General features: G+C 40.3%; 20 protein-coding genes. 6 read left to right on the top strand and 14 right to left on the bottom strand.

Going from position 1 to position 23,953, the window contains the following annotated elements:
• The first annotated feature begins 344 nt into the window (after positions 1-344).
• The gene (locus HWV01_RS14645; RefSeq protein ID WP_211672244.1) at positions 345-1,199 is read left to right on the top strand and encodes an RNA polymerase sigma factor RpoD/SigA; all 855 of its coding nucleotides are present in this window, start codon (positions 345-347) and stop codon (positions 1,197-1,199) included.
• Positions 1,200-1,275: 76 nt separating this feature from the next.
• Here the strand turns inward: HWV01_RS14645 and HWV01_RS14640 are convergent, their stop codons facing one another.
• From HWV01_RS14640 to dcm, 12 genes are all read right to left on the bottom strand, one after another.
• The gene (locus tag HWV01_RS14640; RefSeq protein WP_211672243.1) at positions 1,276-1,770 is read right to left on the bottom strand and encodes a methylated-DNA--[protein]-cysteine S-methyltransferase; all 495 of its coding nucleotides are present in this window, start codon (positions 1,768-1,770) and stop codon (positions 1,276-1,278) included.
• A 187-nt stretch (positions 1,771-1,957) separates the two neighbouring features.
• Entirely contained in the window at positions 1,958-3,469 is a 1,512-nt protein-coding gene (locus HWV01_RS14635; RefSeq protein WP_211672242.1) for a methyl-accepting chemotaxis protein, read from the bottom strand.
• A 184-nt stretch (positions 3,470-3,653) separates the two neighbouring features.
• Positions 3,654-5,381, bottom strand: coding sequence for an LruC domain-containing protein (locus HWV01_RS14630; RefSeq protein ID WP_211672241.1), 1,728 nt, complete (start codon positions 5,379-5,381; stop codon positions 3,654-3,656).
• Positions 5,382-5,395: 14 nt separating this feature from the next.
• Positions 5,396-5,902 carry a hypothetical protein gene (locus tag HWV01_RS14625; RefSeq protein WP_211672240.1) on the bottom strand — a complete coding sequence of 169 codons (507 nt, stop codon included), beginning with the start codon at positions 5,900-5,902 and terminating at the stop codon, positions 5,396-5,398.
• Between the two features lie 273 nt (positions 5,903-6,175).
• A complete protein-coding gene (locus HWV01_RS14620) occupies positions 6,176-7,891 on the bottom strand; it encodes an LruC domain-containing protein (RefSeq protein WP_211672239.1) in 1,716 nt (571 codons plus the stop codon).
• 14 nt (positions 7,892-7,905) lie between these two features.
• Positions 7,906-8,412, bottom strand: coding sequence for a hypothetical protein (locus tag HWV01_RS14615; protein WP_211672238.1), 507 nt, complete (start codon positions 8,410-8,412; stop codon positions 7,906-7,908).
• Positions 8,413-8,694: 282 nt separating this feature from the next.
• Positions 8,695-10,416 (bottom strand): LruC domain-containing protein, encoded by a 1,722-nt coding sequence (locus tag HWV01_RS14610; protein ID WP_211672237.1) that lies wholly within the window; start codon positions 10,414-10,416, stop codon positions 8,695-8,697.
• Between the two features lie 14 nt (positions 10,417-10,430).
• Positions 10,431-10,937: a hypothetical protein gene (locus HWV01_RS14605; protein WP_211672236.1), complete on the bottom strand. Its 507-nt coding sequence runs from the start codon at positions 10,935-10,937 to the stop codon at positions 10,431-10,433.
• A gap of 351 nt (positions 10,938-11,288) precedes the next feature.
• Positions 11,289-11,681, bottom strand: a complete 393-nt coding sequence (locus HWV01_RS14600) for a hypothetical protein (protein ID WP_211672235.1) — start codon at positions 11,679-11,681, stop codon at positions 11,289-11,291.
• Positions 11,682-11,683: 2 nt separating this feature from the next.
• A complete protein-coding gene (locus tag HWV01_RS22415; protein WP_249185331.1) occupies positions 11,684-12,217 on the bottom strand; it encodes a hypothetical protein in 534 nt (177 codons plus the stop codon).
• Positions 12,177-12,575 carry a hypothetical protein gene (locus HWV01_RS22410; RefSeq protein ID WP_249185330.1) on the bottom strand — a complete coding sequence of 133 codons (399 nt, stop codon included), beginning with the start codon at positions 12,573-12,575 and terminating at the stop codon, positions 12,177-12,179. The genes HWV01_RS22415 and HWV01_RS22410 overlap by 41 nt, the downstream gene beginning before the upstream one ends.
• A 272-nt stretch (positions 12,576-12,847) precedes the next feature.
• The gene (gene dcm / locus HWV01_RS14590) at positions 12,848-14,158 is read right to left on the bottom strand and encodes a DNA (cytosine-5-)-methyltransferase (RefSeq protein WP_371816330.1); all 1,311 of its coding nucleotides are present in this window, start codon (positions 14,156-14,158) and stop codon (positions 12,848-12,850) included.
• A 122-nt stretch (positions 14,159-14,280) separates the two neighbouring features.
• Here dcm and HWV01_RS14585 point away from each other — a divergent pair, with 122 nt between their 5' ends.
• Genes HWV01_RS14585 through HWV01_RS14565 form a run of 5 tightly spaced genes read left to right on the top strand, consistent with a single transcriptional unit; the run spans position 14,281 to position 21,923 of the window.
• Complete coding sequence (locus tag HWV01_RS14585; RefSeq protein WP_211672234.1) at positions 14,281-16,125, top strand: DEAD/DEAH box helicase; 1,845 nt, start codon at positions 14,281-14,283, stop codon at positions 16,123-16,125.
• Between the two features lie 2 nt (positions 16,126-16,127).
• The gene (locus HWV01_RS14580; protein ID WP_211672233.1) at positions 16,128-17,723 is read left to right on the top strand and encodes an ATP-binding protein; all 1,596 of its coding nucleotides are present in this window, start codon (positions 16,128-16,130) and stop codon (positions 17,721-17,723) included.
• Positions 17,720-18,643, top strand: coding sequence for a hypothetical protein (locus HWV01_RS14575; RefSeq protein ID WP_211672232.1), 924 nt, complete (start codon positions 17,720-17,722; stop codon positions 18,641-18,643). The genes HWV01_RS14580 and HWV01_RS14575 overlap by 4 nt, the downstream gene beginning before the upstream one ends.
• Before the next feature lie 51 nt (positions 18,644-18,694).
• Positions 18,695-20,644, top strand: a complete 1,950-nt coding sequence (locus tag HWV01_RS14570) for an McrB family protein (RefSeq protein ID WP_211672231.1) — start codon at positions 18,695-18,697, stop codon at positions 20,642-20,644.
• Positions 20,631-21,923, top strand: a complete 1,293-nt coding sequence (locus HWV01_RS14565) for an LlaJI family restriction endonuclease (RefSeq protein WP_211672230.1) — start codon at positions 20,631-20,633, stop codon at positions 21,921-21,923. Before HWV01_RS14570 ends, HWV01_RS14565 begins: the two co-directional genes overlap by 14 nt.
• 72 nt (positions 21,924-21,995) lie before the next feature.
• Here the strand turns inward: HWV01_RS14565 and HWV01_RS14560 are convergent, their stop codons facing one another.
• Together HWV01_RS14560 and HWV01_RS14555 are read right to left on the bottom strand one after the other, a co-directional pair.
• Positions 21,996-22,550 carry a hypothetical protein gene (locus HWV01_RS14560; protein ID WP_211672229.1) on the bottom strand — a complete coding sequence of 185 codons (555 nt, stop codon included), beginning with the start codon at positions 22,548-22,550 and terminating at the stop codon, positions 21,996-21,998.
• Positions 22,551-22,608: 58 nt separating this feature from the next.
• Positions 22,609-23,904, bottom strand: coding sequence for a YHYH protein (locus HWV01_RS14555; protein ID WP_211672228.1), 1,296 nt, complete (start codon positions 23,902-23,904; stop codon positions 22,609-22,611).
• Positions 23,905-23,953: the final 49 nt, after the last annotated feature.

Here is a 23,953-nt window from a genome sequence, read left to right as displayed (position 1 = left end):
ATAGTGTCAACTACGGGCTGTTTTGTTTCGATAACTGTATGAAATAGTTAGCTATGCCACTTTATCTTTATTATCAATGATTTACGCATTCTCAATAATGTAACAAACAACCCGTTTGTCAATGCTAATTGATCTGACCAGATATTTTTGATCAGTATTATTTGAAGTACTGCACATAAACGTGAAACCTTGTTACATTATTTTATTATTACATTGTGAGTACCTAGTTATTGATACTCTTGAGTGTTCTAATGATTTTATAAGGTGATTGATGACAGTATTAGATCGGAATATTTACATAAGGTTTAAGCCGTTAAGCCGTTAAGACTTCATAGGACTGAAAAATGGAATTATCTCAGGAATCAAATGCATTAGATGCGTATATGCAGCAAGTGAATAAAAAAAGTACGCTGCTGACAAAAAAAGAAGAGTATGAAGTTGCAGTCGCTGTAGGTAAGGGAGATCTGCGCGCCAAAAACCGTATGATTGAAGCCAATCTACGTTTAGTGATTAGCGTTGCTAAACGTTACCAGTATAGCGCTATTCCTTTAGTCGATATAATCCAAGAAGGAAACACAGGATTAATCCGAGCGGTTGAAAAATTTGATGTAAATAAAGGCTATCGTTTTTCTACTTATGCTATTTGGTGGATAAAAAATAACATTGAGCGCTGTATCATGAATAGCGCTCGTACCATTCGTATCCCCATTCATGTCGGTAAAATGCACAAAAGTATTGCTAAGGTTGCCAGAGAGCTCGGATTAGATGTTGGCAGTGATAACGATTTGGTTGTGATTGCCAAGGTACTCGAAACCGATGTGGATGAAGTAATGGAAATAATGTCGTATTATTTTAATGAATTGAGTCTAGATAAAGGCATTATTACGGGGAATGATTCAGTCACCACCCTTGCTGATATCATTAAAGATGAATCGGTAAATACACCGAGTGAAGAGGTTGAAGGTGGCAGCACGCGCGATTATCTTTTAGCGCTATTAGAAAATTTACCAGAATGTGAACGTCGTGTTGTTGAATTGCGGTTTGGGTTAACAGGCGAGGAACCGTTGAGTTTGTTAGGGATTGGTGAGCGCTTATCCATTTCTCGTGAAAAAGCGCGGACTATCATTCGCTCGAATCTGAGAAGACTAAAGCCTAGACTATTAGTGAATAGTGTACAGCAACATGATTACATCTCTTAATATCAAATAACAGTAACACTGCGCTGTATCGCTTGCTGGGACGCTATCCGTTGGTAACAGCAAGTAAGTACTTTGATTATATCTCTTTTTCGATAGAGAGTAGTTGCTGTTTTAATTCTAAGCCATAAGCATAGCCCACTAGTTTATTATTCGCGCCAATCACCCGGTGGCAGGGAATAATAATCGGGATAGGATTTTTGTTATTGGCCATACCTACCGCTCTTGATGCATTTGGATTACCCAGTCCCGCTGCAATGTCCTTATAACGGCGTGTTTCACCATACGGTATTTTAGTTAATTGCTGCCACGCATGACGTTGAAACACGGTACCCGCAGGGTTTAGCTCTAACTCAAAAACGTGGCGTTTATTATCGAAGTATTCACGTAGTTGTTGCTTTGCGTCATTAAAAAAAGTACTGGAGTGTTGCCAGTCGGCAGCAATGTTAATTTCTTTGGTATCATTATCAATCAATAGCTGGCTAATGCCTTTTTCATCTCCGACTAAGATGATGATGTAATCTTGTTCATCTGAAGGGGTTGCTAGTTGGATGGTGAATTTATCGTAATACATAACGGCTTTACAACTTGATCTTAAAATTTCGAGGCCTAAAGCTTAGTTTAATTTTACAATATTTGTTGTTATCTGGATCAGATAATTTGCACCGTAACCTATCCATCATAAAAATAACGTATGTGCATTTTTAATTTTCACCCCTTAAGGGGTGGGTGAATTAATGTGACGGTGCGAGAAATCGGTTTTAGTTTGCTGGAATAAAGGTTTTCGCTAAATTACTAATTGTATCAATATCGGTTTTCAACTCATCCATTTGTGCCACCACTGTGTCGGTATGTTGCCAGTTCTGTTCTGAACCTTGCTTAATATCGATAACGTGGTTGTTGATCTCATTTGATACCATGCTTTGCTCTTCAGCTGCCGTGGCAATTTGCATCGATAGCTGTGACAGTTGCTGCATCTTCTCATGAATGATGGCAATGGCTTGATCTGACTGTTCAGCTTTATCGACACACTGATCGGCATTGTTTTTGTTTTTTTTCATCATAATGAGCCAGTCATTAATTGTTTCTAGCATGGTCGATAAGCTAGAATGAATGTGTTCTGCCGTCTCTTGTGTGCGTGATGACAAGGTACGTACTTCATCTGCTACCACGGCAAAACCACGGCCTTGTTCGCCTGCTCGCGCCGCTTCAATAGCTGCGTTCAATGCCAATAGATTTGTTTGGTCGGCAATCGATTGAATGTCAGTCATCAAACTCCCCACATTTTGCGCTTCTGTATTGAGCTTGTCTGCGGCGGTAGATGCTTGTTCCACTTCATTGGCTAGTTGTTTAATTTCAATCGTGGTTGTGTTGATGCCGTCTTGGGCCATTTCACACAGTTTAAAGGTAGCGGTAATTTCATCTGATGTTTCGACACTATTACGTACAATTTCATCGGTAGAGGTGAGCATTTGCGACATAGCAGTGCTTACTTCGGTTAATTCTTGTTGTTGATTTACCAAGTTCGTTCTGATTTTTTCTGTCCCGAGTGAGACGGTTTTAATCACGTTTTGCACTGGTTTAGTTGAATCTAAAGTACGTTCTAAAATGGCTTTTATTTTCGTTTTTAAAAGTCCCATGTTAAAATCAAAGACGCTGGCGGTCCCTTTACCAAAATACACTTGGCGGCTGACACTATCAAACGTGGATTGCATACGTTGTGCTTTTTGTGCCATTGGGATGATGTCTTGCCAGAATACAAGCATTGGTGTTACTGCGGCAAAGAAGGCAATAACGGAGGCTGCGCCACCAAAAGTATTGTAGATAAAGACTTGTGATACAAGGCTGATGAAGGTTAACAGGATAAAGCGTTGAGTACGTGTAAACTCAAATAGCAGCCCTTTACCTTGCAGATTTTTGTAGACATTACTTGCTCGGCTTACCATTTGTGGTGTCGCAGGTGTACCGACTTCTTGATGACCAACTACTTTTCCGTTTTCAAATTGCGGGGTAATGAAGGTATCAAACCAAACATCATTGCCTTTGTTTGTTGTTTTACAAATAATCCCCTGCCAAGAGAAACCTTGCGCCAAGGTATTTCTTATTTCTTCTATCACGGATGGAGGCATGGTTGACGAGTTCAGCTCTTGGCTATTCTTTCCTAATAATACGTCTTGTGTATATCCTAATACGTCACAATAGTGATTGTTAACATACGTGTATTCACCTTTCTCGTTTACTAATGAAATTAATTGCGCAGCGCTATTAGCCATCAAATTACCTATTAATGAATATCATGGGATAAAAACCCAAAATAACATTGAACTTACTTAGAGTCATCTTATAGTTACTTTTTATGTGGTTATTGTCGACGATGGATGCATATTATGCAGGTATTCGTGATGTAAAAACAAAAAAACGAGGGGCTCACCTCGGTTTGATGGTATTAATTCATGATTAGCATTTCCAACATTTGCCATTATTAGGGTGGTTATACCAAGATGGAGTATTCACGCCACTGCTTTCAACCCAACCTCGGAACTGAGGATAAGCGGATAATATATCAATATACTCTAATGGATGACGCCATGATGTTGTGACGTTAAGTGCCCAAGGGTGACCAGCTGCCGTTCGGTAGTAAGTCTGCGTTCCTGCATTCGAATCATCATCACCTGTACCGAGTAAAGTGAGATCAGCTAAATCGGACGGTGCTTTATTCGCGAGGTGGATTTCTTTACCACGTTCGCTTACACGATAGATAAATGGATTGAACGGTGCACCGCCGAGTGTCGTTACATCAACAGGATCCGTAAACACCATCTTAAATACGAGTGGCACCTGTGGTCGATCATCCCCATCTTGACTGTTGTAAAATTGATAATCGCCTGCGGGTAATACAGCAAAAATATTGTCGATGAGCACTATAACGACTTCTCCAGTATGGCCTGCTTCAGGTGTCAGCGTGCTGCTATTGCCATCGATTATCATCGTCGCGCTTTCTATATTAGCGGAATCTGTCCCCGGGAAACTAATCGCGAATGCATTCGCATACATCGCACCACGCGCCACCGCGTTACCTGTCATCAAGACCTCTTTTACTTCACCTGCAGCATTCGTAATTCTATTGAATGTGTGTAGAAGTACAAAGTCATTAAGATCGTAATCCCCTTTGTCTGGCCATAGGTCTTCAAATACCAATGTGGATTGCGCCGAGAAATTATTAAAGGCGCGTTCTGGATCGCTTGGGTAATCATCTGTTGTATCTGGTACCCCATCTTCATCACAGTCGATACCTATATCTACCCAAGTCACAATCGCTTGCTCACTCATTAAACCATTTGAATCGGTAGCGGTGACTTGCACGCGCCATGTTTCACCTGCGGCGGTTTGACTGGTTAATACGGTATCACCTTGATGATCTGTTTTACCTGCCACGTCATCATCGACTACGTTGCCTTGACCTACATCCACAAACCAACGGTATGAATAGGTTACGCTATCTCCGTCTGGATCGGACGGTGTCGGGCCTGTTACATTAACCACCAAATTATCTGTAGCTTGGGTACAAGTACTTGGTGTCATTGATAGTGTTGGTTGTGATGGTGGGTTGTTGTTCGTTTCTATATAGGAGATCGTTAATAAACTGTAATCAAGAATGGTTACCCAGCCATAGTTATTCATATCAACATCGATGAAGGTATTGATTAAACCATCATCCGAGATAGAGGAGAGCGGAATATCAAACGTTGTCTCTGACCATGTGTTATTTGAACCTTGCAATAAACCTGGGTTCAAATCTATGCCATCAATACTGACGCCATCATACTCACCGGTTGCACCATGAAATACTTCTGAATCAATATCATAACTACGTATCCATAACGTCGCACTTTGGATCTGAACTAAAGGGTTAGTGATAATGAGGGCGAAACTGTGTTGCCAGCCAAAATCCTGTGATGCGTTCGTGTAATAATTGAAGCCCCCATTTTGTTGGCCAATACCCGACGGCGTATAATGTGGTGCTGTACTCGATACATCAATTTTTTGTGTGTAGGTGAATGAACCATCACCATGATCGACAGTACTTTCTGTTGTGGCTAAGGCCAACGCTGAATTTGTTACTACAGAACTGGATAGTGTAAGTAGCGCAAGGTAACAGAGTTTATTGAATTTAAATGAATGCATACCTCTACCTACTTTTATAATAAATCAGAATTAATAACCACATCACAACCCAGAACTTGTGTCGCTGTTATTTGTTCTTTGTATAGTGTATTGATACAAATTAAATCAAATAATTGGCTTTTTACTGTGATGCCTTGCCATGAATTTACAAGTGTGAGTAACACTTCGACTTCACCTTTCTCTGTGGTCATTGCTTTTAAAAATGGCGTCGTATTTGTTTTGTTATTTTCATTCAGACTGTAGATTTCGATATAATATTTACCGGTAAGTGCAAGAGGAGCGCCGTTTAACTGGGTTATATTACTGACATGTTTAAAGGTAACGGTTTTTGTACTTTGCATCTCCCAGTTGAAGTCTGTTGGTACTATGGTGTCAGGAAACATGATTGGTGTAGATGCGGTGCTCGTATTGATCCCATTTTCTCCTGCATCATTTTTGTTGCCTGCTGGGCTAGAGTCTCCATTACCACAACCCGCGAGTAATATAGATGTCATAAAAAATACAAAAGGAGTTACCTTCATAATGTACACCTTATTTCATGATTATCAGTTAAAGCAAAATTCAAGGCTTTATCAATAATAAATAAGGATTAGGTTAACCTTGAACTTTATAAGGATACTTGCAAGTGGGATACCACTTATTAACTTGTGTATAAACAATGGCGTGTGGTTTTATTAACACTTTTTGGCTTATTGCCTCGCATTTTGCAATGCAAATTAGGAGTGAAGATTGGGCTAATGTTAAAAAGCCTAGGGGTTAACCTAGGCTTGGCGTGTGTGATCAATTATAAGTTATCAGCATTTCCAACAATACGTATTGTTAGGGACATTATACCAAGTTGGGTGCGTTACACCGCCACTTTCTGCCCATACTTGCATTTGTGGATAAGCAAGTAATACATCGATATATTCATATGGGTGACTCCATGCTGAAGGAACGAGAATTGCCCAAGGATGACCATCTGTTGTTTGATAGTAAGTAGCCGTACCAACATCTGAAACATCATCACCTGTACTCAGTAACGCGAGATTAGCTAAATCAGTTGGCGTTTTATTCATCAGATGAATTTCTTTACCTCGTTCACCCACACGATAGATGAATGCGTTGTATGGTGCGTCGCCAAGTGCCGCGACAGTAACTGGCGTCGTAAATACAGCATTGAACGCGACTGATATTAACGACCTATCATCACCATTTTGGGTGTTGTAGTAAAGAAACGGGCCAGCCGGTAATACATCGAACACATTGTCGATCAGTACCATCACCGCTTCACCGGTATGGCCAGCTTCAGGTGTTAGGGCGCTTGCGCTACCGTCAATGGTCACATTCGAGCTTTCAATATTAGATCCTTCAGTACCAGGTAAACTAATCGCAAATGCATTTGCATAACTCGCACCACGAGCAACTGCAGAGCCTACCATCTCAATTTCTTTTATATTCCCATCCGCATTTGTGATTTTATTGAATGTATGACGAAGTACAAAATCATTGAAGTCATAATCACCTTTATCAGGCCATAGATCCTCATACCCTAGTGTGCCTTCAGGGTAATAATTATTAAAGGCGCGTTCTGGGTCGGTAGGGTAATCATCGACATTATCGTCGACACCATCACCGTCACAATCGACACCAATTTCTTCCCATGTAACAACAGATTGATCACTCATTAAACCATTTGAATCGACAGCTGTGACCTGTACACGCCATGTTTCACCTTGGAGTACTTCATTTGCTAGCACTGTATTGCCTTGATGATCCGTCTTACCTGCGACCTCATCATCGACTACACTGCCTTGACCAATATCCACGAACCAACGATATGAGTAAGTAACCACATCGCCGTCCGGATCTTCCGGTGTCGGGCCTGTGACGTTAACAACTAAGTCATCTGTAACTTGGGTACAGGTACTTGGTGTCATTGATAATGTTGGCTGGAATGGTGGATTATTACTTGTTTCAATATATGTAATAGTGAGTAAGCTATAATCGAGTTCTGTCAGCCAACCAGAGGCATTCATATCGATATCGACAAACGTATTGATGAATCCATCATCTGTAATAGTAGATGTTGGCACATCAAATGTAGTTTCAGACCATGTATCATCAGTACCTTGTAATAGACCTGGATTTAAATCGACACCATCAATACTAATACCATCATATTCACCACCTGTACCATGATATGCTTCTGAGTCTACGTCAAAAGCCCTAATCAGCAATGTCGCACCTTGTATTTGGACTAACGGATTCGAGATAATGTCTGCGAAGCTATGTTGCCAACCAAAATCTTCAGTATAGTTACTGTAAATACTAAAACCACCTGAAGCTGGTGGCGTATAATGTGGCGCGGTACTATTTATATCAATTTTTTGTGTATAGGTGAAGGTACCATCACCATTATTGATCGTACCTTCTGTTGTTGCTAGGGCAAGGACTGAGTTTGTGAATACCGAACTTGATAATGCCATTAGACCAAGACAGCAGAGCTTATTTAATTTAAATTTATGCATACCGATATCTCCCTTTATAATAAGTCAGAATCAACTACAACGTCACAACCAAGCGTTTGTGTTGCTGTTATTTGTTCTTTGTCTAATGTATTGATGCAAACTGAATCGTCGAGTTGAGTCTTCACCGTGATGCCTTTCCATGAATTTAGAAGCGTTAGCAATAGTTTTGCTTCCCCTTGTCTGTTGGTCATGGCTTTTAAGATGGGTTTTGTACTGGCTTTGTTGTTTTCATCAATGCTGTAGACTTCGATATAATGTTTACCTGTGATACGAAGAGGAGCGCCGTTTCCTTGGCTAATTGTACTGACGTGCTTAAAGTTAACAAATTCCGAATTTCGCATCTCCCAGTTAAATCCAGCTGGTATTATGATGTCTGAAAAAAGAGCTGGTGTAGAAGCCGTACTATTGGTGCTCCCATTGGCTACCGAGTTACTCGCGTTACCTCCAGGGCTTGAGTCATCACCGCCACAACCGGCGAGTAATATCGACGTTATAAAAAATACAAGAGGAGTTTTCTTCATAGCTTACACCTTAATTTTATTAAGTTTCGTAAATTAAAATCCAAGAATTTTTTAGCAACAAACTAATATTACGGTTCCCTCGAATCTTGTAAGTGATATTGCAAATGAAGTGCCATCTTTATATCTGTTAATAAACAATGGGTTAAAGTTTTGATAGGGAGGGGGACGTGATTAATTTGCATTTTGCAATGCAAATTAGGGGTAGGCACTAAGCGAGTAGTTAAAAAGCCTAGGGGTTAACCTAGGCTTGGCGTGTGTTGATCAATTATCAATTATAAGTTATCAGCATTTCCAACAATACGTATTGTTAGGGAAATTATACCAAGTTGGGTGCGTTACACCGCCACTTTCTGCCCATACTTGCATTTGTGGATAAGCAAGTAATACATCGATATATTCATATGGGTGACTCCATGCTGAAGGAACGAGAATTGCCCAAGGATGACCATCTGTTGTTTGATAGTAAGTAGCCGTACCAACATCTGAAACATCATCACCTGTACTCAGTAAGGCGAGATTAGCTAAATCAGTTGGCGTTTTATCCATCAGATGAATTTCTTTACCTCGTTCACCCACACGATAGATGAATGCGTTGTATGGTGCGTCGCCAAGCGCCGCGACAGTAACTGGTGTCGTAAATACAGCATTGAACGCGACTGATATTAACGACCTATCATCACCATTTTGGGTGTTGTAGTAAAGAAACGGGCCAGTCGGTAATACATCGAACACATTATCGATCAGTACCATCACCGCTTCACCAGTATGGCCAGCTTCAGGTGTTAGGGCGCTTGCGCTACCGTCAATGGTCACATTCGAGCTTTCAATATTAGCTCCTTCAGTGCCTGGTAAACTAATCGCAAATGCATTTGCATAACTCGCACCACGAGCAACTGCAGAGCCTACCATCTCAATTTCTTTTATATTCCCATCCGCATTTGTGATTTTATTGAATGTATGACGAAGTACAAAATCATTGAAGTCATAATCACCTTTATCAGGCCATAGATCCTCATACCCTAGCGTTCCTTCAGGGTAATAATTATTAAAGGCGCGTTCTGGATCGGTAGGGTAATCATCGACATTATCGTCTACACCATCACCGTCACAATCGGTACTAATCGAGATCCATGTCGAGAATTCAGGATCACTCACTAGGCCGTTTGAATCAACAGCTGTAACTTGCGCACGCCATGTTTCTCCGTCGACAGTCTGACTTGATAATACAGTATCACCTTGGTGATCTGTTTTACCTGCAACTTCATCGTCAACCACATTACCTTGACCGATATCCACATACCAACGATATAGGTAGCTTACGGTATCGCCATCAGGATCTGCGGGTGTTGGACCTGTTACAGAAACAACCAGATCACTTGCAGTTGTCGCGTCGCAACTCGATGGCGACATTGATAATTCTGGTTTGAATGGTGGACTATTGCTTGTCTCCATATAGGTAATCGTGAGTAAACTGTAATCCAGTTTTGTTACCCACGAACCCTCTGTGTTCATATCAATATCGATAAATGTATTGATTAATCCATCATCCGTAATATAGGAAATAGGCACATCAAATGGGGTTTCAGACCACGTATTATTTGTACCTTGTAATATACCAGGGTTTAAGTCAACGCCATCAACACTGATACCATCATATTCACCGTAAAGACCATGGCTGGCTTCTGAGTCAACATCATAGGCTCGAATGAGTAATGTCGCAGTTTGAATTTGCACTAAAGGGTTGCTTATCACGTCTGCAAAACTGTGTTGCCAACCGAAATCGTTGTTATAACCAGATGAAATATTAAAACCGCCTGATGCTGGGGGGCTATAATGCGGAGCGGTACTGGATACATCAATTTTTTGTGTATAGGTGAACGTACCATCACCATTGTTGACTGTACCTTCTGTTGTCGCGAGGGCGAGGGCTGAGTTTGTGAATACCGAACTTGATAATGCCATTAGACCAAGACAGCAGAGCTTATTTAATTTAAATTTATGCATACCGATATCTACCTTTATAATAAGTCAGAATCAAGAATAACTTTACAACCAAGCACTTGTGTTGCTGTTATTTGTTCTTTGTCTAATGTATTGATGCAAACTGAATCGTCGAGTTGAGTCTTCACCGTGATGCCTTTCCATGAATTTAAAAGCGTTAGCAATAGTTTTGCCTCCCCCTGTTTGTTGGTCATGGCTTTTAAGAAGGGCGTTGTACTGGTCGTGTTGTTTTCATCAATACTGTAGATTTCGATATAATGTTTTCCAGAAACGCTAAGTGGAACACCAGCAGGTTGGCTAATGTTACTGACATGCTTAAAGTTAACGAATTCCGAACTTCGCATCTCCCAGTTAAATCCAGCTGGTATTATTGTGTCTGAAAAAAGGGCTGGTGTAGAAGCGGCACTACTGGTGCTCCCATTGGCTACCGAGTTACTTGCGTTACCTCCAGGGCTTGAGTCATCACCGCCACAACCGGCGAGTAATATAGATGTCATAAAAAATACAAGAGGAGTTTTCTTCATAGCTTACACCTTAATTTTATTAAGTTTCGTAAATTAAAATCCAAGAATTTTTTAGCAACAAACTAATATTACGGTTCCCTCGAATCTTGTAAGTGATATTGCAAATGAAGTGCCATCTTTATATCTGTTAATAAACAATGGATTATGATTTTCACAGGATTGTTTTTGGGTGTATTCGCATTTTGCAATGCGATATGTGAGGCATAATATAGCGTGGTGACCACTTGCCATAGTTGTTTCAACTATGTTAATTGTTTTTCACAGTTGACATGTTTGGAGGTGAAATCGAGGTAAATTATTATCTTAATGTGGTTATATCAGCACTCCCATTAGATGGCTGGGTTTTTTTCGTTACGCTAACGATTCGATGTAATCAAATAACCCTGTAACATCAAGCAACATTAGCAATATCATAGAGAACCCTGAAATTGCATATAACCAATAAAATAGCCGAGCTAATACTCTGTCAAAACGAGTCGTGTGCTCTGATAATATATCAGCATCGGCAAACAAGCCTGATAATGGACTTTGTTTAAACTTATCAGTCATAAAGCGTGGCAATGATAGTGCTTGAGCCACTTTAATAATGTCCCAACCACTGACGAATTCAAAACCTAGCTTATCCTTAGTCTCAGGGTTTTTTCTTAATTTTCTAACTGTTACTTGCCCGAAGATGATATACATAATGCAGGCTATAAATGCAAAAGCGACGCTAATTGCAAAAAGAGTAGAGAGTAAACTCATTATTAATCAATCCAATTTATTATGTGATCGTACCAATGACCAGCATCTGCTTTAGCTAACCCATTTGCCCATATAGATGCACCTGCTGCAATACCTACAACGGCTATGCCGCCGATAACTAATCCAACCCATCCTGCGGGCGTTGCGACCATGAGAAAGGCCAGTGCTGCACTTCCTGCATCTACAGCTAGAGTACCAGCAACAGTTGCGGCAATAAAACTACTCGACTCAATAAACATCTCGCGTTCCCAGTTGCCGCCAGCTTTATAACTGTTGTGAATATTCCCAACGCGACTACCAAAGTCGATAACAGCAAGGCCATTGCCGAGGAATTTGGTATATTGGCTAAACTTAACTAAGTTACTGGTTTGAACTTGTGAAACGATGTCTAATTTTGCCACGTTACGGCTGCTTCTGGCGATGTTTGTCGCGCGAGTACCGCTGGTGAGCGGTGTGCCGCGTGCAGATTTATTCGCACCTGTTACCGCTTTTAATTCATGGTGAAAGCCTTGCTGCATCTTTTGGAAAGCGGCCATTGCTTTCTGCTTCGCTAAAACCGCCAACTCGATTACCGTAAAAGCTGGTAGCAGCACCCATCGAACCTACACCCAATTCTTGTAGTTTTACTGAAATGTCTGCGATGGCAAGGGTATTGTCGCCACCAAAGGACAATGCAATATTGGTGAGCTCGCGATTGTTCGCTGTGTTGTTCAGTTGGTTCACCATGCTTTGTGCTGCATGTGATGGGTCAGTTCCAATAAGGTAGGGCGTATAAGCTGTCAGCATGGATGGTTGGCGGCATTGTGCACCAAAAATCATACTACTGTCGATGCCACACTGACTGGCAAGCTCATCGGTTTTAACGGGTTTGTTGCACAGTAAAATCTCACTCATTTCAATTCCTTTTGTTCTGTCTAATCAAGTCCTTTGATTAGTTAGAAATAGTTTAGCTTAGATGTGAGTAAACATGGAAGAGCAGGGCTGTAATCTAAGAAGAAAATCAGTCTTGTTGGTTGTAACTATCGTGAAATTGTCCACACGGGATTTAAGATTTAGAGAGTTGATGTGTTATTACAGAACGTTTCGATATAGCGATTCAGAAAAGAAGTACTTTGAAGCGCAGGGGGATAGTCAGCCCCACTTTGATGAGGCTGATTCACTGACGGCTAGCTAGCTTTTCGTTGTTTATTGGTAAACGGTTCAGAAGATTTGAGAGTATCCACCATTTGTTTTGCAACTGCATGAATCACATTCATGCATACGGAGTTACCGAACTGCTGATAAACTTGATTTTGGGATGAAGCATCGACTTTAAAATTCTCTGGAAACCCCTGTAATCTCGCGCATTCACGTGGTGTTAATTTACGTGGGTTTTTATTTAAGTGGCTCTGATCAATTAGAATTTCTGAACCATCTTTATAGTATCGAGCACTGATTGTATTCGTATACTCACTATCTGCGTTGACTAACGAGTAACCAAAACCATTTCCTTTTGTTTTGTGACCTGCTTTACGTTTTTTGTGTCCTTCCCAAAGTCTATCTGAGATAGTAAAACGGTCTTTACCATGTTCTTCTTGATCCGCTTTTAATTCTATTTCTGTTTGTAGAATATTGCCGACACGCGTAATTGTCTTCGGTGGTTCAGGCCAACAAAACGCTTTATCAAAATCGACATTTGGATACTGATCTTTATCAAACCCGATGATGAAAATTCGTTCTCGGTTTTGAGGTGCTCCAAAGTCACCAGCCCTTAATACACGAACATCAACCCAATAATTCAACTTTTCAGCCAAAGCATGGCGAGCTTCTTCACTCATTGGAATATCGTCTGGAATTTCTTGTTCATGTTTACCTTGTAAGATATCTAAGATCATTTTTAGAGTGCGACCTTTGTCGTGACCTCTTAGCTGCTTAACGTTCTCAAGTAAAAAGGCTTTTGGTTTTTTCTCTGTCAAAATGCGCTGAACCTCAAAGAACATTGTTCCTCGAGTATCACTAAAACCTTGACCTAAACCTGCCTGTGAAAAAGCTTGGCATGGGAAACCACCGAGAAGGATTTCATGATCTGGAATATCCTTAGCTGCGATTTGAGTGATATCGCCATTTGGCATATCACCGTAATTGGCTAGATAGGTTTTTTGGGCAAACTTGTCCCATTCAGAAGTGAACACACAATGACCACCTAACTGTTGAAAAGGATAGCGGATGCCTCCGATACCAGCAAAAAGGTCGATAAATCGAAAGTCGGAATCGTTTATTTCAGCTTGTTTTAATGGGGCGTTATCGTAGGAATCTTGCATTTTTTTTTCGAGATCTACAATTTTACCCCATTTTAGTGGGGAAGGTGTATGTTCTCCAGCCTCCCAACCTCTAATTGTTCGTTCGCCGTCTTTTCCTAAACCTATCAAATTTGCTAGCTCACGTTGACCTAGCCCAAGATTTTTTCTTAACTCTTTGATATACTTTGATGTATTCAATTTATGCACCATATTCACGTTTAAATATCCGGTTTTTTACCCGGCAACAATGCAACTGTATATTTATACATAATAAAATGCAAGGGTTATCCTGTTGTTGACCTGGTATATAGGAATAGTCTATGAACTACATAATCAATAACGGCGTCGTTGAACAGAACTGTGAAGAACTTACTCCTGAGGCAGTGTTTAGACTTGGTAAATTTACAGCGTCGTTAGATGGTACTAATACTGAATTTGTTGTTTCAAAACGGCCTGCTCAAATAAAATTCGTATTTAAGCTTTCGCCTACACCTAGTTTTATCCTAAGTTTTAGAGATAAACTTTTGAATTCGGAACAGATAAATACTCTTGCAAAGAGTGGTTACTTTATTTTAGATAAGCATCGAGTTTGTTTTGTAAGTTCTAGGGTAACTGAGCATTTAGAAGTGGCGTTTGGGAATTTACCATTACCCAAATTGATTAAACTTCTCCGTTCTCTTTTTCAAGAAGGACTAATTAGCGAGATTCCATCGGATCTCATTGATCAGCTAAGAACTAATCAACACAAAGAGTCTCACCATGAAAAACTGTTTGTTCAATCACTTTATCCGTATCAAGTGGATGGGGTAAATTGGCTTAGCTTTTGTGCTGAAAATGGTATGGGTACTATCTTGGCTGACGATATGGGACTTGGGAAAACAGCGCAGGTCATAGCACTATGCTGTGATGTGTTAGAAAAGAATCCTAATAGTAAAATTCTTATTATTGTCCCTAACCCTCTTTTAGATAACTGGGTTCGTGAGTTTAGTTTTTTTGCTCCGAGTATTACTCCTTATCTACATTATGGTAATCAACGAAGAGGTGTGGCTTCTGCATTCGATAATAGCAACGTGATTATTACACCATACACAACGATGTCTTCAGATATAACGATGTTTGAAGACATGTACTTTGACCTAGCACTGTTTGATGAGGCTAGTATGTTAAAGAACCCTAAATCTGGTCGTTCACTTTCCGCTAGACGTTTAGATATTGGTGTTACTGTCGCAATGTCGGGTACTCCTGTTGAAAATAGTCTGATGGATGCATGGGCATTAACAGATCTAGTATTTAAAGGTTTCCTTGGTTCTGAAAGCAATTTCAAAAATACCTATGTTCATTCAGATATATCTGAAACATTAGATAAGAATTTGGAAGAGTTGGAAAATAGCCTTCGACAAATTACATTACGCCGAATGAAGAAAGATGTATTAAAGCAACTACCTGAAAAATTAGATATTCACAAAGCAGTATCGCTTGGTGAAAAAGAGGCTAATAGCTATGAATCGATCATTGATGAAATGAAGAGCGATGCTAGTAATGGTGGCGGTGGGATCCTTCCTTTAATTAACAAGCTTCAGCAGTTTACTGCTCATCCAGCACTGCTTGATTCATCGATCCGCCATGATGTGAGAACTCTCAAGTCTCATAGCGCTAAGTTTGAATTGTTAATTATTCTGCTTGATAAGATTGTGAACGCAAATGAAAAAGTGATTATCTTTGCCACGTTCCAGAAGACGATTGATTTAATAAAAGGTGCAATCAAAGAAAGGTATAAATTATTACCAGGGGTTATTGATGGTAGAACTCCTAATGCAGATCGCCAATCTTTGATTGATGATTTTTCTGCATCGAAAGGGTTTGATGTATTACTCTTGCATCCTAAAACTGCTGGTATGGGATTAAATATTACAGCTGCAACAAATGTAATTCATTACAGTCGGCAGTGGAATCCAGCTCTTGAAGAGCAAGCTACTGCTCGGGCATGGCGAAATGGTCAAGATAAGATTGTGAATGTTTATTACATGTACTACGCGAATACAATAGAAGAAAAGATTGATGAACGTATTCGCTTGAAGCAACAGCTTAGTGATCGCGTTGTTTCAGTGACAGATGATAAAGAAACAGACAAGCAAATCATGCTTGCATATTTGGAAGCGCTATAAATATGAATCAAAAGATAGAACTACCAGAGGAAGACGACTTCCGTCCATCTGCTGCTCGATTGGTTGAGAGCCTACGAGATACAGGCTATAGCAAAGAAGCTGCATTTGCCGACATCATTGATAATTCCATTGCAGCAAATGCTACTCGAATTGAAGTTGAGCTTCAATATATGATGGGGGAGTTTAGGGTTATTATCACTGATAATGGTGATGGTATGTCAGAGGATGGGTTGAGAAGTGCGATGCGATATGGCTCTCCGAGACGAAATAACCCGAAATCTTTAGGCAAGTTTGGTATGGGGCTTAAAACCGCATCGACCGCATTTTGTCGTCGTCTAGTCGTATTGTCCCAGCAGAATAACAACAATGTTGGTCGCGCGTGGGATATAGATAAAATTATTGCCTCTGATCGGTGGGAACTTGAAACTCCTGATGCTGATGAGTATTACGATGACTTTGAGGCTCTCTCTGAATTCTCTGAAACCAATGGAACTATGATTATTTGGGAAAACATAGACCGTTTAGTAAAATTGGGCAGTGATAAGCAAATGCGGGATCAGATAAAGTCTCTCGGTAAAGAACTGTCTTTGGAATTAAGTGCGGTATTCTTTAAATTTTTGGAAACTAAAGAAGTTACCATTTCAATGAAGGTTGGGGATGCCCCTGCGGTAAACCTAAAAGGTTGGGACCCACTCTGTTCTGACTTGAATAAATCAAGTGATGGTATACGTTCCCGAGTGCTGAAGGAAAAATCGGTACCTATTGAAGTAGAAGGTAAAACTTTACCATTTACAGTTAAAGGGGCTATTATTCCATCTCAGAACGATCTTGATTCGAATGAAAGAGATTACGTCCGTTATAGCCTTGATAATCAAGGGCTCTATATCTACCGAGAGGGGCGCCTTATTTGGCATGACGGCTGGCCCCAGCGAATGTATAAAAAGGAAAGTAAGATTACTCGTCTTAGAGTTGAGCTTAACTTTGACCATAAACTCGATGATGTTTTTAGCATCGATTTTCGAAAGAGCCGAGTCATAATTCCAGTTGATATTCGAGAAGAACTTAAAAGATTGATTGCCCCTTGGAGACAGGAACTGCTCAAAGGTCAGAATCGTTTAGTGGCGGCAAATACAAAGCGTGCTCACGGTCCTGCGGATAAGGCTATCGATAAACATAAGAAACATACTAAAAACTCAGAGATCAAAGTGGACGGTGACACGGTAACTATCCGCAATCAAAACCAAATGAAGCCTACAGAAATTGAAGGTATTCGAGTTTATGAGGATAAAACTGTTCGAGTACATGAAGAGGACTCCTTACTCGGGGATGAATTGTGGGAGCCTTCATGTGACGATGAGGGAAATACTTGTGTAACGCTGGGTAAATCACATCCTTATTTCCATAAAATGTATAACGTTTGTAAAGATAATGACGAAGCGACGAAGGCTCTCGATATGTTGCTATGGAGTTTATCTAACGCTGAACATGGTGAGTATTCAGAAACTAACCAACATACTTTAAAAGGGTTCCGACAAAAAGTAAGCCAAACATTACGCTATCTGAGTATTGAGCTACCAGATGCAGAGGAAGACGAATGAGTTATCAATACGATCTATCAGACTTTAAGCGTTATTTAAATAATAAAAATGCTAAATATCGAGTTGATGGACTGATCTTTTGGCAGAATCGAATTCCCTTGCCTATCGATTTATTTAACCGTATTTTCAACGAATCAGATCAGATTGTGATTGATTATGTCTACCAAGTAGTAGCAAGTTCTGTTGTATTTAGTGAGCGTTTATCTTTCGAAAATACCTTCAGTATTACTGTAGTAGAGCTCCCTAATAAGGACTTAAAGAAACAGGCTTTAGTGCTAGATGCTTGGTTACAAGAGCGTTTACCTACAAATTCTACCGTCATTCGTATGGCATATGAAGTAGCTGATATATTAGGGCTTGATGGTTTTGAATTCTCTAGTAATAAAGTCGCAGAAGCACTTCAACATCAAGGTAAGAAATATGCTCGAATTTTTATGCCGCGTGAGGTAAAGAAAGAGTTTGATGCGATATCTGGTTGCAACGCAGTCGGGCAAGACAATACGGATATGTTTGGCAATATCATTGCCGACCGTTATAACATTTATCGTTCAGGCTTCAGTGACGCTTTAGTAATTATATTTAACGCGCTTTTAGAGTTTCGTATCTTGTGCTCTGGTCGCGGGGTTCATTTGCAACAGATCCGTGTTATTCCTCCGATGATTGATGATATAGATGTTCGAGTTGGAAAAACATCAGATGGCTCACTTTGGGAACCTGGCTATGAGGATGACCATTACATTACTCTAAATCGTGAACATCCTTTAGTTCGTCATCTATCTGAAGAAGAGTCTAAGCCGTTAGCTGAAGTCCTGTTTTTTCTTGGTGAGTTTGAGAATGGACAGTTTTCTGAAACAAATAAAAAACTGATTGAAAATCTGCGCCAAGAGGTTTCACGCAGCTTATGGATTAAGCACGACTAATAACAAACAGCCGTTCATATAGCGGCTAAATTTTTCAAGATAGAGATACTCATGCTTTCAGAATTAAATATGGTTGGTAATTGGTTCAAAAATGAACCAGAAAATGGATGGCGATTTGATGAAGTTGAGTTTGATGATGAGGCTAAACGTGCTATTGAAGATCTCGATCTAGATATTGAAGTATTCGCATACTCAGCGCGGGTCGATGTCGCTAGCAACAGCAATCATTGCTATATACCAAGCCATTACTTCTTATATGCTCTAAAACTTCTGCCTTTGGTGGTTTTAATAGATAAGTACATGTGTATTTTCGATGAAGTTGCGGCAACTTTAACATCGGCTAATGATTTTGATGCGTTGGTCAATAGTGGGGCTCCTTCTAATATTGTAACTTCTAGGTTAGACACCTATAGTTGTGATAATTTTTTTAATGTATTCCGCGATAAATCTTATAGACTTGAAGCAAAGAATATAATAAATAAGGATGGGCCAGTAAATAAAAAGTATCGGTCAACAGATGACTTTGCTCGATCAATTATGCTGAAAGCTTTACCTGTGCCAGATGCTAGTTCTGGAATGCTGGGTAAGTTAATATATGCTTTTTCAAAGAATCTTAATTCATATCAGACTTTGTTTAATAAGTACTGCTCCAATATTCCCTATTTATTTAATTCATCTAACGGTGATGAACTGATTTTAATGATCTTTTCTTGCTTGGGTTGGCAAGGTAAACTAGAGTCATTGTTAGGTAATGATCCTACGGCTAGGCTCATAGTTTGGGAGGATGTTACTGACGCATTTCTTTTGAGTCCTACCCCTGTATCAGGCAATACACAATACATCGACAAACCAGTTCACTATTCAGTGTTACTAAAAAAGTATGTTCATATTAAGAAAGGTTTGTTAGATTCGGATGAGCTAATCGTAATAATATCCAAACTTATCTCGCATCTTTGGCCAAGCATGTCTATTCATAAAGGTGATGGGGAGTTTTTATTTAGATCATCTGGTCTTTCAACTACTAGTGCGCTTGTTTTTGAAGGTGCAACTAACAAGATATTTTACGGAGCACCAGGAACAGGAAAGAGCCACAAAATTCTTACCGAAGAATGTAAAGATGCAGAGAAAGTAGTTACTGTTTTTCACCCAGACACACAATACAACGATTTTGTTGGTGCACTGAAGCCCATGATGGAAAAAGATAGTAACGGTAATGCGGTTGTTACTTACCAGTTTCGTCCTGGTCCATTTACCAATGCTTTAGTTAAAGCAAAATCTCAACCAGACAAGCACATTTGCTTAGTCATTGAAGAGATTAATCGTGCTCCAGCAGCTGCTGTGTTTGGGGAGCTTTTTCAGTTGCTAGATAGAAATGAAAATGGAGCTAGTACTTATAAAGTTGATGCTGCAGACCCAGATATGCTCATGCATATCAACGAGCAGTTGCGAACGGCGGGTGTATCTGAGTTAACGCTGCTTGAAATACCTGCTAACTTGTCGATTATTGCAACTATGAACAGTAGTGACCAAGCTGTTATGCCGCTTGATACCGCGTTTAAGCGTCGTTGGAGTTTTGAGTACTTGGAAATCGATTTCACGAACCCAGCAGTTCCTAAAACTACAATTGAACTCCGAACTAAAAATGGGTTGTTCTCAATTGAATGGCCAGCCTTAGCTGAGATCATCAATGACGAGCTAAGTGAAAAAGGTATTACAGAGGATCGTTTAATTGGACCATTTTTCTTAAATCCTAAAGAGCTCGGTAACTCTACTTCGGCTAAAGATGCAATAAACGGCAAGTTATTTGTCTACCTTTGGGACGACGTATTACGTCACTTGGGTCACCATAACGTGTTTTCTTCAGCATATAAAACATTTGGTAAGCTTTCGAGAGCTTTTATTAAAAATTGGGCTGTATTTAGTCCATCAATTGAAAAAGAAATTGAAGTGAAAGGAACAAAAATAGAGGTAGTTGAGGCATCAAAAGATGGAACAGAGTAATATCCTCTATTTATCTGATCGTTCTTTTTTATCAGATAAAACTATTCCAACTTCTTTACTAGATGAGATGCGTTTTTTAGGTCTTATTGCACCTGATATGCTAAAAATTAATTTTTGTGGTGTGGTATCTTATTGTGATGGTTTAGCTGTTTTTTTACCGAGAAATCATAATTCTTCACTGGAAAGAAGTGGTGCAGCTGGTCACCATCTTCTTCAAGCGTTATTGAAATATTACCAAAGTAAAGACAGCGGTATTTATGCTCAAGAAGGTGGGGAAGAAGTGATCGGTGGTCGATCACTTTCTTTAGGTATCTCACTGCTTAATGATTATCGTGCTAATGGCTTATATGTACGTAGGCTCAAAGAACGTACTATTAATGCTGGTAAGGTTAATTGGTCAAGGACTATAACTCGAAGTACGTCTTATCCAGCAGCAAATGGACCAATGTATTTTGACTTGTCTACTTCTCGCTCCCGCTATATTTCAAACTGTGAGACAGCAAAGATTCATGCTCAAGTCATAACAGAGTTATTTGATGATTATGGCTTACTATGGTTAGGGTTATCTAGTTATTTTGATGAACGTCTTGAGTTGATGCCAAAGCCGCTCGGTAGCACTGAAGTTCAAATTGCATATCTGCAGCGTGAACTACAAGTGAGCTATTCTGAACGGGATATTTTTTTAATCAAAGGACTTATCCAATATCTCCGAGTTAAGAAAGGCTCTAATACAAATAACGTACTAATCGGTGTTCGCAAGTTTCATAACCTTTGGGAATCGATGTTGGATGAGTGCCTAATTGGCAAATACCCTATAAATAATAAGTTACCTGTTCCTGTCTATCAAACTGCAGATGATGGGTTTATTTCAGTAGCTCAGAAAGGGCAAAGAACGGATACAGTACTCAAACATCCCGAAGAACATAGGATTGCAGTTGTAGATGCTAAGTACTATGAAGCTAGCTCACCAAGGACTGCGCCTGGTTGGCCTGATTTAGTAAAACAATTTTATTATCAGAAAGCATTGTGCCTTTTAGAGGGGGATAGCGCGGTGGTATCCAACCATTTTATATTCCCTGGGAGTAAAAAGCAGCTTGAAGCAGCCCATGTTGCAGAACGCGAAGTCACAGTAAAATCAAAAGATGATTGTTTAAAAGAGTACTCAATGATTCATTGCCATTACCAAGACCCTATAGAGTTACTAAAAGCTTATGTGAAAGGTGAAAAGTTGACTAAGTTAACAGACGAAATCTTTGAGCTTAATAAAAAAGGCACATAATCTGGCTTTTAGTCATAGAGTAAAATAGCGCTCTAGCTCCCCCCGAATGCGGACATGCTTATTACTAGCAAGTTAGCCCGTATTCTCCACGGGGAAACTGTCAAACCTATGCTTTATCAGTTGAGGTAAAGTATCGTCGATATAAAGCGTAGAAACGACTTTTTTCTCATCGACTGTCCAGTACATGTGACCATGATTATTCAAGGTGACCGAGACTGTATTCACACCTTGCTTAAAATGCGTTGCTGGCAAATGAACGTCTAGCCCATAAACACGCTGTATTTTAATTCCGTTAATATATAAATGAGCGTGGCCTTCGATAAAGCCTGTCTCTTGATCGCGTGTAGCCGACATTAATTCAGACATACTCACCACTCCTTCTGGCGGTGGCATTAGCTGGTAGCGTGCGAGTTGCAAATGCAAGTTATACCCAGACATAGTATCTTTGGTTAATGATAAACTCAGTGCTGGTTTAGGCGCATTACTCGGTGCCGCAATGGGTAAATGTGAATGGTCCATTGTCATCTTCATCATGCTACTTTGTTTATTGGATTCGGTCTGAGCACTCACGTTATTCGTTATAACGGTTAGCGTCATCAGTGCCAAAATAAAATGTTTTTTCATCATATTCACCTTTTCTCTGTGGTGAAAGTGGTATTCAGGCCCACTTCCACCGCTCATATTATTAACGTCTTGGAGGCGGAGACATACCACCCGAAGCGCTACACTGGCTTATTGAATTACTCGCGAGTTGGCCTTTAAAATTGGGACCTATGGTATACGGGAATGCGGGTTCCAGCTTACCATTCTGCGCTTGTGTTAAGGTGATATGGTAGTGATAGCCTTTACCATCATGAGTATCGTGACCGTTGTTCTGGTCAAGCTGAGCCCCTTCAACAGTTGCACCTGCGTAGTAGTGATCTTCATAGAAGTAACCATCGGTTGCAGCGAGTGTGTTACCAGATAAAGTCGTTACGTTTTCGCCGATATCCGGGCCGTTCGACACAGCTTTAACGCCTTTGGATACATCATAAGGGTCTACTAATACACAGCTTCGTTGACCTTCGGTATCACAACCGCCTTGGCTGGCATTTGCACCATAATCACGTACTTTCCAACCACTCACTGCCAGTGTGTTCTCACTTTCGTAAGGACCGTAAAGCGGATAACCATCAGCGGCAAACCCATAAATAGGAGAGTGAGTACTGCCATCGTCGCCCACTAAATTCGCTAAACAGCTAGTATAGAAGTGATGATGATAATCACCCGCGGCAGCATGACCGCCACAAATATCTACGTCGTACTGTTCTGCTACAGGGGCTAAGGTATACCAAAGGTTGTCACCTTCACTCATGCCATCACCCCAGTTATAAATACTAGTGCCATTGACCATCAGGCCAATTTTCCCCAGTCCTGTTTCGCAACTTTCTTCACCGTCTTCAATGTTAGATGGTTCTACCGGAAAGTAGGCTTGTTTGTCTTGCTGGGTCGGACACCCAGGACCTGGCGGCCAATAACCTTCGCCACCTGTCGTCGAGCAGTTTTCTTGGCTGCTGTTATAGCCAATGTCTTCACCAAAGGTAACCACTTGTCCTTCAACCGCAAAGGTGCTGCCTGTTAGAAAGTCGGAATTGGCTCTTGGTCGTTGATTCAGTTGTTCAACCATAACCTGGGTCATTGTTACGTCGTATTTAGGTATCCCGGTTGTTTCAACATAAACATAACCAACGTCTAAGTTGTTTTCATCTAGATTTACTATTTCAGCGACTTGTACATTTTCGAGCGTGCTTCCTGTATCTGAGTAAATATAATTGGATGTTGTTTCATTGTTCATTATCCAATTTTCAGTTTGGGCAGAGTCAGCGGGAACACTGGTATCTGCAGCATCTGTAACCTCAACAGAGTCCCTCGTATCGCCTTCGCCACAAGCGGTCAGCCCTAAAATAGGGAACATAAATAAGGTTATCATCGATTTTTTCATGCGTTCTCCTGCTAACTGTATACTGTTGTTGATGTTTGATAGGTGGCAG

The organism is Moritella sp. 5 (genome assembly GCF_018219455.1).
Classification (GTDB): domain Bacteria; phylum Pseudomonadota; class Gammaproteobacteria; order Enterobacterales; family Moritellaceae; genus Moritella.
Note: the sequence above shows the minus strand (reverse complement) of the source record. Positions and strands in the feature narration are given on the sequence as shown.